Annotated in this window: 10 protein-coding genes and 1 pseudogene; 7 read left to right on the forward strand and 4 right to left on the reverse strand. The window is 72.6% G+C overall.

All coding sequences use genetic code 11. From position 1 onward, the window contains the following. Nucleotides 1-40: 40 nt before the first annotated feature. Both KQ303_RS11505 and KQ303_RS11510 read left to right on the forward strand, forming a co-directional pair. A complete protein-coding gene (locus tag KQ303_RS11505; protein WP_259730394.1) occupies nucleotides 41-1021 on the forward strand; it encodes a transglutaminase family protein in 981 nt (326 codons plus the stop codon). Next, the gene (locus KQ303_RS11510; protein ID WP_259730395.1) at nucleotides 1018-1872 is read left to right on the forward strand and encodes a PhzF family phenazine biosynthesis protein; all 855 of its coding nucleotides are present in this window, start codon (nucleotides 1018-1020) and stop codon (nucleotides 1870-1872) included. Before KQ303_RS11505 ends, KQ303_RS11510 begins: the two co-directional genes overlap by 4 nt. Nucleotides 1873-2426: 554 nt before the next feature. Here the strand turns inward: KQ303_RS11510 and KQ303_RS11515 are convergent. Further along, nucleotides 2427-2780, reverse strand: a complete 354-nt coding sequence (locus KQ303_RS11515) for a hypothetical protein (RefSeq protein WP_259730396.1) — start codon at nucleotides 2778-2780, stop codon at nucleotides 2427-2429. Further along, entirely contained in the window at nucleotides 2780-3394 is a 615-nt protein-coding gene (locus KQ303_RS11520) for a DUF3177 family protein (RefSeq protein WP_259730397.1), read from the reverse strand. Before KQ303_RS11520 ends, KQ303_RS11515 begins: the two co-directional genes overlap by 1 nt. 59 nt (nucleotides 3395-3453) lie before the next feature. Here KQ303_RS11520 and KQ303_RS11525 point away from each other — a divergent pair, with 59 nt between their 5' ends. Genes KQ303_RS11525 through KQ303_RS11540 form a run of 4 tightly spaced genes read left to right on the forward strand, consistent with a single transcriptional unit; the run spans nucleotide 3454 to nucleotide 7819 of the window. Beyond that, nucleotides 3454-4749, forward strand: coding sequence for an FIST N-terminal domain-containing protein (locus KQ303_RS11525; RefSeq protein ID WP_259730398.1), 1296 nt, complete (start codon nucleotides 3454-3456; stop codon nucleotides 4747-4749). Nucleotides 4750-4755: 6 nt separating this feature from the next. Further along, complete coding sequence (trmB, locus tag KQ303_RS11530; protein WP_311134153.1) at nucleotides 4756-5457, forward strand: tRNA (guanosine(46)-N7)-methyltransferase TrmB; 702 nt, start codon at nucleotides 4756-4758, stop codon at nucleotides 5455-5457. Beyond that, complete coding sequence (locus KQ303_RS11535) at nucleotides 5458-6798, forward strand: IctB family putative bicarbonate transporter (protein WP_259730399.1); 1341 nt, start codon at nucleotides 5458-5460, stop codon at nucleotides 6796-6798. It abuts the gene before it with no gap. After that, nucleotides 6791-7819 carry a BadF/BadG/BcrA/BcrD ATPase family protein gene (locus KQ303_RS11540; RefSeq protein WP_259730400.1) on the forward strand — a complete coding sequence of 343 codons (1029 nt, stop codon included), beginning with the start codon at nucleotides 6791-6793 and terminating at the stop codon, nucleotides 7817-7819. Before KQ303_RS11535 ends, KQ303_RS11540 begins: the two co-directional genes overlap by 8 nt. Here the strand turns inward: KQ303_RS11540 and glmM are convergent, their stop codons facing one another. Beyond that, nucleotides 7820-9217: a phosphoglucosamine mutase gene (gene glmM, locus KQ303_RS11545; RefSeq protein WP_259730401.1), complete on the reverse strand. Its 1398-nt coding sequence runs from the start codon at nucleotides 9215-9217 to the stop codon at nucleotides 7820-7822. It abuts the gene before it with no gap. Nucleotides 9218-9282: 65 nt separating this feature from the next. Then, entirely contained in the window at nucleotides 9283-9501 is a 219-nt protein-coding gene (locus KQ303_RS11550; RefSeq protein WP_094514987.1) for a hypothetical protein, read from the reverse strand. A 113-nt stretch (nucleotides 9502-9614) separates the two neighbouring features. On the opposite strand from KQ303_RS11550, the pseudogene KQ303_RS11555 reads away from it, so the two are divergent. After that, nucleotides 9615-10042: pseudogene (locus tag KQ303_RS11555) on the forward strand (lytic transglycosylase domain-containing protein); the annotation flags it as partial.

A 10042-nucleotide genomic window follows, 5' to 3' on the forward strand; every position in this document is an offset into this window, starting at 1 on the left:
AATGCCAAGCGATCCGGCGGCTCAACCTACGGGAGGCACGATGGTGAAACCCCTTGCACCAGCCGGCGCTGAGGCCGAACTCCCCCGACTGATGCTGTTTCACATCCGCCATCGCCTCGATTACAGCTACGACCATCCGGTCTTCCTTGAGCCGATGACGCTGCGGCTGACACCGCGGCAGGACGCGAGCCAACGTCTGCTGCGTCACAGCCTGCGCATCGTGGAGCCCCCCCTGGGCCAGGCGAGCATCGTGGAGCCCGACGGCAGTGATGCCGTGGTGCTGTGGTTCGGGGAGAAGCGGCAGTCGCTGGTGATCGAGGTGGAGTCGGTGGTGGAGACCCTGCGCGACAACCCGTTCGCCTGGATCGTCACCGATGCCGGCGCTCAGCATCTGCCGGCGCACTACCAACCGGGGGAAGCCGCCTCGCTGGCCCCCAGCTGCGGCGGAGCCGTGGCGGAGCCGGTGCGCAGCTGGGCGGCCGAGCTGGCCGCCGGTGCCCAGCACCACACGCTCGATTTCCTCACCCAGCTCACCGACACCATCCACCTCACCTTCCATCACGTGGGCCGGCCTGACGGTGAACCGCTGCCCGCCAGCGACTGCCTCACCAGCCGCTGCGGAGCCTGTCGTGACACGGCGATGCTGTTCGTGGAGGCCTGCCGCAGCCAGGGGCTGGCAGCGCGCTTCGTGAGCGGCTACTCGATGCACCACCCCCCGGAGGTGAGCGAGCAGGAGCTGCATGCCTGGGCGGAGGTGTACTTGCCCGGCGGAGGCTGGCGTGCCTACGACCCGAGCCTCGGTCTGGCCGTAGCCGACGGCCATGTGGCGATCGCCGCCGCCCCCGACCACCAGCTGGCCGCACCGGTGTCGGGCACCTACCGCGGCACCGGCATCGGTTCCAACATGGGTTACACCGTGCGGCTGCGGGCGGCGGCAACCGCCGCGGAGCTGAACCTGCCGCCAGCCGATGCCTTCCCTGGTAGCGGCGCTTCGCTTGGCGAGGGGGCCGCGATCCGTTGAGCCTTTCCTCCACCCTGCCCTCCCAACTGCACCGCCTGGCCGCCTTCACCGACCGCGCCGATGGTGGCAATCCGGCCGGGGTCTGGATGGGCGAGACGTTGCCGCAGGTGGAGGCGATGCAACGCCTCGCCACGGCGGTGGGGTATTCGGAAACCGCGTTCCTCACACCGGACCACGGCGACCAGTGGCAGGTGCGCTACTTCAGCCCGGTGGGGGAGGTGCCCTTCTGCGGCCACGCCACGATCGCGGCCGCCGTGCTGCTGGCGGACACCGGAGCCGGCCGGAGCTTCGTGTTTCAGACCCCGGTGGGGGCGGTGCCGGTGCAGGTGGAGGAGCGGGAGGGCGTGCTGCAGGCGTCGCTCACCTCAGTGGAACCCCGCCAGGCGCCGGCCTCTGAGGCCCTGGTGGCCGGGGCACTCGAGGCCCTGGGCTGGCAGGCGGCGGAGCTCGACCCGGCCCTGCCAGCGGTGAAGGCCTACGCAGGCGCATGGCACCTGGTGCTGGCCGCCGCCACGGCCGAACGCCTGGCCCAGCTCCACTACGCCTTCGACCCCCTCAAGGCGCTGATGCTGCGCGAAGACCTGCTCACCCTGCAGCTGGTGTGGCGCCAGGACCGCCAGCTGTTCCACAGCCGCAACCCCGCTCCGGTGTGCGGGGTGGTGGAGGATCCGGCCACCGGCTCGGCCGCTGCCGCGCTGGGCGGGTACCTGCGCGCCGCCGGCCTTGTCGCCGTGCCCACCACGCTGCAGATCCGCCAGGGCGAGGCCATGGGCCGGCCCAGCCAGCTGCGGGTCACGATTCCGCCCACCGGCGGGATCGTGGTGAGCGGCGGCGCGGTGCGCCTGCCTTGAGCGGGCGGGGCCTGGGCAAGGCGCACTGGCTGCTGCTGGGCCTGGCGCTGGGCTTAGGACTTGGCCTGGGCGTGGTGACCGCCAGCGGCCCCGTCAGCGCAGCAGGCGCGGGTGGGGCTGGGCCCACTGCCCACTGCGAGGCGCTCCGGGCCGCGTTGGAGCAGGACCTGCGCCAGGCACTGGCAGCGGAAACGGCCTTGCTGTCGCGCACCCGCCGCGCGATCTGCCCCGACCTGGAGGGGCCCGCTGAGGCGCCGGCAGTGGTGCCGCCAGTGGCCGCGGCCACCCAGGCCCCTGGCCCGGAAGCGACAGCGGCAACAGCACCAGCCGGGACGTTTAAGGCCGCCGGGGCTGGCACAGCCGAGGCCCCGGCGATCGATTTCGGTGCCCTGCGGGCCTGCCGGCAGGAGGCCGAGCGGCAGGTGCAGAGCCGCTGGCCCCTGCTGTATACCGATCAGGCCCGTTTCCGCTACTTCACCCCCGCCGGGGCGGCCCTGGCCCGTGAGGCAGATGCCCTGCGGCAGCGCCGTGCGGCGGCGGGCTGCCTGCTCGGCTCACCCCCAGGCCGCCGGGTCGAGGAAACCGTCCAACCCACAGGCCTCCACCAGCACCTGTTCGTTGCTGGGATCGAGCGGGCCGGCCAGCAGTTCGGCGCTGCCGAGCACGGCACCGGGCGGTAGGGCGCTCTGGTCGGGGTCGTAGGCGGTGGGGTGGGTGACGCTGCTCGAGAAACCGCGAAAAATCAGCAGTTCAAAGGGCTCCCAGGCAGAGGTTTGCGCAGCAGCAGCCTCCACCTCAGCAGCCTCCAGCGCCAGGGGCAACTGCCCGCGCAGGCGCAGGACGCGGTCGGGGTGCTCGCGGCTGATCTGCTCAAGGCGCTGCAGCAGTGACGAAGGGCCCGGCCCCATCAGAAACCGCCCGCCACCCGGCCGAAGCGGGGCAGCCGCACCAGCAGCCACTGCAGCATCCCCACCGCATAAAAGGCCAGCGCCAGGTAGCCGAAGAAGGCCGTCAGCCCTGGGGTGAGCTGCCCGCCGAACACGAAGCCGAACACCCGCACGGCCACGGCGTGCAGGTGCCGGGGCGCCTCCAGCCACACCTGGCACACCGGCCGGTTCACCCCACCCACCAGGCAGGTGAGTGCCGTGACGCTCAACACCGCCGCCGTGACGCCGTAGACGGTGAGCGCCCAGCGCCAGGCCCGCACGGTGAGCGGCAGGGGGCGCCAGGGGGGCAGGTCGTCGAGTTCCTCGTTGAGATCCACCCAGAACCACACGGCCACCACCACCAGCAGCTCGGCCACCAACGCCACCACATAACCCAGCGGGCGGGCATCGATCAGCAGCAGCACGGAGATGCCCAGCAGGCTGGCCACCTTCCAATAAATGGAGAGCAGACGCACCAGAGCACCTTCCCGCCGCGCGACAGCCCACACCAGCAGAACGAGCGGCAGCCCGACGGCGAACACCACCGCGAGGCGGTAATCCAGCCAGACCAGGGTCCGATAAAGCAGATCTGGCACAGGGGCGGTACGGGAAGCGCCATTATCCGTAGTCGTGCTCCGGCAGTAGGGTCCAGTCCATGGCTGCGCTTTCCCTGCCCTCCTGGCTCAAACGCGGTGAAGCGCCGGCCTCGTGCCAGACGGCCCTGTCCCGTCAGCCGTCCCTGGAAGCCGCTGTCGAGGATGTGGCGAAGGCCCTCGGCAACCGTGGCACCAACGATCTGGCGCTGGTGTTCTGCTCCACCAGCTACGCCAGTGACCTGCCACGCCTGCTGCCGCTGCTGCGCAGCCGCCTGAATGCACGCCACTGGATCGGTTGCGCCGGCGGTGGAGTGGTCGGCACCGATGCCAGCGGGCAGGCGCGGGAACTGGAGCAGCAGCCGGCGTTGAGCGTCACCCTGCTGCGGCTGCCGGGGGCCGATCTGCAGCTGTTCGAGCTGGATCCGGCCTCCCTGCCCGATCTCGATGGCGACAACCTCGACTGGATCAACTGGGTGGGCGCCGACCCGGAGCGGGCCCGCTCCATGCTCCTGTTCGTGGATCCCACCTGCCAGAAGATCAACGATCTGATCAGCGGCCTGGATTACGCCTACCCGTCAGCTGCCAAGGTGGGCGGCATCGCCGGCCACCACAGCGCCGAACACGGCTCGCTGCTGTTTGACGGCCGCGTGCTCACCGGCGCGGTGGGCTGCCTGATCGGCGGCGCCTGGCGGCTGGATCCGGTGGTGGCCCAGGGCTGCCGGCCGATCGGGCCGGTGTTCGAGATCGAGCAGGCGGAACGCAACGTGGTGCTGCAGCTCAGCTCCGGCGCGCAGACCAACAGCCCGGTCAACTGCCTGCAGGGGATCCTGCAGTCGCTCACGCCGGCGGAACGGGAGCAGGTGCGCCATTCGCTGTTTCTGGGCGTGGCGCGGAGCAACTTCAGCCTTCCCGGTGACAGCAGCCAGGCGGAGCCCACCGCCTTCCTGGTGCGCAATCTGCTGGGCGTCGACCCGCGCAACGGCGCCGTGGCCGTGGCGGAAAAACTGCGGGTGGGCCAGCAGGTGCAGTTCCAGCTGCGCGATGCGGCCGCCTCACGCCAGGAACTGCGGCAGTTGCTGCGCCGCCAGGCCCGCACCGACGACGCGCCCCTGGCGGCGCTGCTGTTCGCCTGCCTGGGCCGCGGCGCAGGCCTCTACGGCCAGCCCGATGGCGATGTGAGCGTGTGCCGCGAGCAGTTCCCGCAGGTGCCCATCGCCGGGGCCTTCTGCAACGGCGAGATCGGCCCGGTGGCGGGCACCACCCACCTGCACGGCTATACGGCCAGCTGGGGCTTCCTGGTGCCCAACCACGACGACGACGGCGTGCCCCCCGCGGCTGCCCGCGCCGAGGGCTGAGCCTTGGTGCGTCAGCACGTCAACCCGCTCAGCCGGGTGCACCAGCAGCCGCGGCCGTTGCCGCCGCTGCTGGAGCTGTTCGCCCAGCCCCAGCTGCCGCTCCATCTCGACATCGGCAGCGCCCGGGGCCGCTTCCTGCTGGCGATGGCGCCGCTGCAGCCCGGCACCAACTTTCTTGGGGTGGAGATCCGCCGGGTGCTGGTGGAGGCCGCCGAGCACGACCGCCGCAGCCTGCAGCTCGACAACCTGCGCTTCCTGTTCTGCAACGCCAATGTGAGCCTGCTGGACTGGCTGGCGCAGCTGCCGCCGGGCCGCCTGCAGCGGGTCACGCTGCAGTTCCCCGATCCCTGGTTCAAGAAACGGCACCAGAAGCGGCGGGTGCTGCAGCCGGCGCTGGTGGCGGCCCTGGCGGCGGCGCTGCCCCCCGGCGGCGAGCTGCTGCTGCAGAGCGATGTGGAGGCGGTGATCGTGCCCATGGTGCAGGTCACCGAGGCGAGCGGGTGCTTCGATCGGCCCGCCGAAGACCCGCGGCCGTACCGCCCCACGAACCCGCTGCCGGTGGCCACCGAGCGGGAGCAGCACGTGCTGTCACTGGGGCTGCCGGTGTACCGGGTGCTGTACCGGCGCAACGGCGCGGCCGCGCCCGGTCCGGGGGGGCTGGAGCAAGCCGCCTGCCGCACCCATAATCCGCCCACGCCCGGCGCCTGAATGTCTTCCACCTCCCCCACCGCCCTGGGCCCCGCCAGCGGCTCCGTTCCCTGGCTGCTGCGCTGGCAGGGCCTGCTGGCGGGCTGGGCAGCCGGACCGCTGGGCCGTCGCCTGCCGCTGCTGGCCGGCCTGGTGCTCTCCGCGCTGATGGCCGGGCTGCCGCTGGTGACCCGCACCGGCCTCAGCCTGCTGATCACGGCGGCGGGGCTGCTGTGGCTGCTGTGGGCGCTGTGCACACCGGCGGGGCGGATCGGGCCCATCAGCGGCTGGCTGCTGGTGATGCTGGGCGTGTCGGTGCTGGCCACGGGCTTTTCGCCGGTGCCTGCAGCGGCGGCCAACGGGCTGATCAAGCTGCTGAGCTATCTCGGGGTGTATGCGCTGATGCGGCAGCTGCTGGCCACGGCGCCGCCCTGGTGGGACCGCATCACGGCCTGCCTGCTGGGCGGCAGCCTGCTGGTGAGCGTGATCGGCATCCGCCAGCTCTACGCCGATTCCTCCGCCCTGGCCCGCTGGTCTGATCCCAATTCGGTGGCGCAGGGAACGGTGCGGATCTACAGCACGCTCGACAACCCCAACCTGCTGGCCGGCTACCTGCTGCCGATCCTGCCGATCGCCGTGGTGGCGCTGCTGCGCTGGCAGCGGCTGAGCGCCCGGCTGTTTGCGCTCACCACCGCCGTGCTCGGCAGTGCGGCCCTGGTGCTCACCTACAGCCGCGGCGGCTGGTTGGGCCTGGTGGCCGCCTACGGGGTGCTGGCGGTGCTGCTGCTGCTGCGCTTCACCCGTCACTGGCCGGTGTTCTGGCGGCGCGTGTTTCCACTGCTGCTGATGGTGCTGGCGGGGCTGGTGCTGGCGGTGGCGATCGCCAAGGTGGAGCCGCTGCGGGTGCGGGTGATGAGCCTGGGCGCCGGCCGGGAGGACAGCTCCAACAATTTCCGCATCAACGTGTGGATGGCGGCGATCGAAATGATCAAGGACCGCCCCTGGCTGGGCATCGGGCCGGGCAACAGCGCCTTCAACCTGATCTATCCGCTGTACCAGCAACCCAAATTCAACGCGCTCAGCGCCTACTCAATCCCGCTGGAACTGGCGGTGGAAGGGGGCATCCCCGGCCTGCTGGCCGGGCTGGGGCTGCTGGTGGCCAGTGTGAGGCTGGGGCTGACCCAGGTGCGCGCCAACGGCCACCAGGCCCTGCCGGCGTTGGCGGCGGTGGCCGTGATCGCCGGCCTGGCCGTGCAGGGGGTCACCGACACGATTTTCTTCCGACCGGAGGTGCAGCTCAGCGGTTGGTTCTGCCTGGCCACCCTGTCAACGCTGCCGGCCGCCGCCCGAGCGGATGGCTGAGAGCGCAATGACCGATAACGAGCCGCCCGCCCTGCTGGCCGGCTTCGATGCCGGCCAGACCCACACCACCTGCCGCCTGGCGGCAGTGGATCCCGGCGGCGGCTGGCGGGTGCTCGCGGAGGGCCAGGGCCCGGGGGTGAGCCATCTGGAGGCCGCCGGCGGCGAGGAACGCTTCGGCGACGCCCTGCACACCAGCCTGCAGGCGGCCCTGGGTGCGGCTGGGCTGGGCGCTATTGGGCTGGCCAGGGCAGGTGCCCCCCTGCTTGCCGCCGCAGGCGTGGGCGCCAGCGGCATCGAGCACGGCAGCACGGTGCAGCAGCGGGGGCAGGCGCTGGCGGCGGCGGCGCTGCAGCTGCCTGCGGAACGCGTGCTGGTCACCGGCGATGAGCGCACCGCCCTGCGTGGCGCCTTCAGCGCCGACGGCCCCGCCGGCGCCGGCATCGTGGTGATCAGCGGCACCGGCTGCATCGCGCTGGGCCGCGACGGCCGCGGCCGCGAGCACCGCTGCGGCGGCTGGGGCTGGCTGCTCGATCAGGGCGGCTCCGCCTGCGATCTGGGCCGCGACGCGCTGGCGCTGGCGCTGGAGATGGCCGATGGCCGGCGGCCGGACACCGGGCTGCGCTCCGCGCTGTGGCAGGCCCTCGCCTCTGGTGAGGAGCTGGTGACGGCCCAGCGGGTGAAGGCGATGGTGGTGGCGCCGGCGTTCGGGGCCGCCGGCTTCGCGCGCCTGGCCCCCTGTGTGGAGGCGCTGGCGGCGGCAGGCGACGAGGACGCGCTGGCGGTGCTGCAACGCTCCGCCGACGCCCTCGCTGGCCTGGTGCGGGGCGTGGCGGCGGCGCTGGAACTGGAGCAGCCGCGGGTGTGCGGCCAGGGCGGCGCCCTGCGCCACCTGCCCACCTACGCCGCGGCCTACCGGCAGGCGCTGGCCACCCGCCTGCCCGGCGCCACGCTGGTGGAGGCCGCCGGTGATGCCTGCGACGGTGCCCTCAGCCTCGCCGCCGATCAGCTGGCTGATCTCTGATCAAACCCCGTTGAGCTCGGCGGCCGCCAGGTCGGCCAGATGCGACGACCAGTGATCGACGGCGGCGGGTTCGGCCGCTTCCACCATCACCCGCAGCAGCGGTTCGGTGCCGCTGGCCCGCACCAGCACGCGGCCTTCGCCGCCCATGGCCGCCTCCGCCTGCGCCACTGCCTCGCGCAGGGGCAGGCACTCCTGCCAGTGCTGACGCCGCTGGCGGTCGGGCACGATCACGTTCACCAGCACCTGGGGATAGGGCGAGAAGCTGGTGTCCATCCAGTCGGCCAGGGAGCCGCCACCGGCGTGGATGCGGGTGGCCACCTGCAAGGCCGTGAGCAGGCCATCGCCGCTCATGCCGTGATGGGCCGAGAGGATGTGGCCCGACTGCTCACCGCCAAGGGCAGCGCCGCTGACGGCCATGGCGGCATGCACGTGCTGATCGCCCACGGGGGTGCGATCGAGCACGCCACCACGCGCCAGCCAGGCCCGCTCGAAGCCGAGGTTGGACATCACCGTGGCCACCAGGCGGCTGCCGGGCAGCTCACCGGCCGCCAGCAGCTCACCGCCCCAGAGGTAGAGGACCTGGTCGCCGTCCACCACCCGGCCGCGGCCGTCCACGGCCAGCATGCGGTCGGCGTCGCCATCGAACGCGAAGCCCATCGCCGCGCCATGGGCCAGCACCGCCTGCCGCAGCGGCTCCAGGTGGGTGCTGCCGCAGCCCATGTTGATGCGGCTGCCGTCGGGGGTGCCATGCAGCACCGTGAGATCGGCGCCGAGGGCGCGGAACACCGCTTCACCGCAGGCGGTGGCCGATCCCCAGCAGAGGTCGAGCACGATCGGGCAACCGTCCAGTCGGCGCCCCGCCACGCTCGCCAGCAGGGTGTCGGTGTAGGCGGCCAGCAGCTCGGGCCGCTGCCGCACGGCACCGCAGACACCGGAGGAGGCGCTGGCCGTGGCGGTGGCACGGCCGCGCAGGCCGGCTTCGATCACCTCCTGCTGCTGCCGGTCAAGCTTGTCGCCGCTGGGGCCGAACACCTTGATGCCGTTGTCGTGGGGCGGGTTGTGGCTGGCCGACACCATCAGCCCGCCGGCGGCACCGCAACGGCGGATCGCACCGGGCACGGCGGGGGTGGGGCAGAGCCCGAGATCCCACACCTCACGGCCGGCCGCCGTGAGGCCGGCCGTGAGCGCCGCCACCACCATCGGGCCGCTGCTGCGGGAATCCATGCCGACCAGCACCGCACCTTCGGGCGGCAGCACCTGGCCGCACCAGTAGCCCACCTGCAGGGCCAGCAGGGGCGTGAGGTGGGTGCCGACGCGGCCGCGGATGCCGTCGGTGCCGAACCAGGTCCCACCGGCACTGAGTGGCGGGCCGATGGGCAGGGGGGCCGGCTCCGCCATGAACACGCAATCGCTGGGCGCAGATTAGGAGCAGGCCTCCAGGCGGATGCTCCAGACGGCGCCAGCTACACGCTGCGGCGCGGCCACCACACCCAGCGCACCAGTTCGGCCACGGCCCAGAGCAGCAGGGCTCCCACCACCCAGCCGGGCAACGCCCGCAGCGGCCAGAAGGGGCGCAGGAAGAAGACACCCGCCGCCAGGGCGGTCACGGCCAGGGCGCGGCGGCGCTGGCGGGCACCGGGCAGGGTCGTCAACCAGGGAGGCAGGGAGGGCCGCAGCGCCATGGCGATCGGAGACGTGGTTCCAGAATGCCAAGACTTTGCCGGCGTCAGCGCCACCCCTGTCGCCTGTGCCCAGTCTGCCAACGGCCGCTGCCCCGACGCGCGGCCCACGCACCTTGGCGTTCACCGTGCTGGGCAGCCTGGCCCTGCTGGTGCTGGGCCGTCAGGCGCTGAACGCCCGGCCCCTGCCCAGCCCCGACACCGCCACGGCGGCGCTGGAACGCACGCGGCACTGGGACCTGGACCCGGAGCGGCGCCGCGAGGCCAGCCTGCTGCTCACGGCCCGGGCGGCAGCCACGCCGGCCCGTCAGCGCCAGCTGCTGCAGGGCCAGGGCTGGGGCCGTGATCCGCTCGGCGCGGTGGCGCTCAAGCTCGATGCACTGGCGGCCGGCAAGCTCGGGCAACCCCTGGTGGCCACGGCCCGCTGGCGCGAGCTGCTGCGCCGCTTCCCGGCCGACCCCGCCAGCGCCGATGCGCTCTATGAGCTGGGCCGCAACGACCCTGCCCTGCGCGCGCAGCTGTGGCGCCGTTTCCCCGCCCACCC

The sequence above is a fragment of the Synechococcus sp. CS-1333 genome (assembly GCF_025128015.1).
In the GTDB taxonomy this organism is placed as follows: domain Bacteria; phylum Cyanobacteriota; class Cyanobacteriia; order PCC-6307; family Cyanobiaceae; genus MW101C3.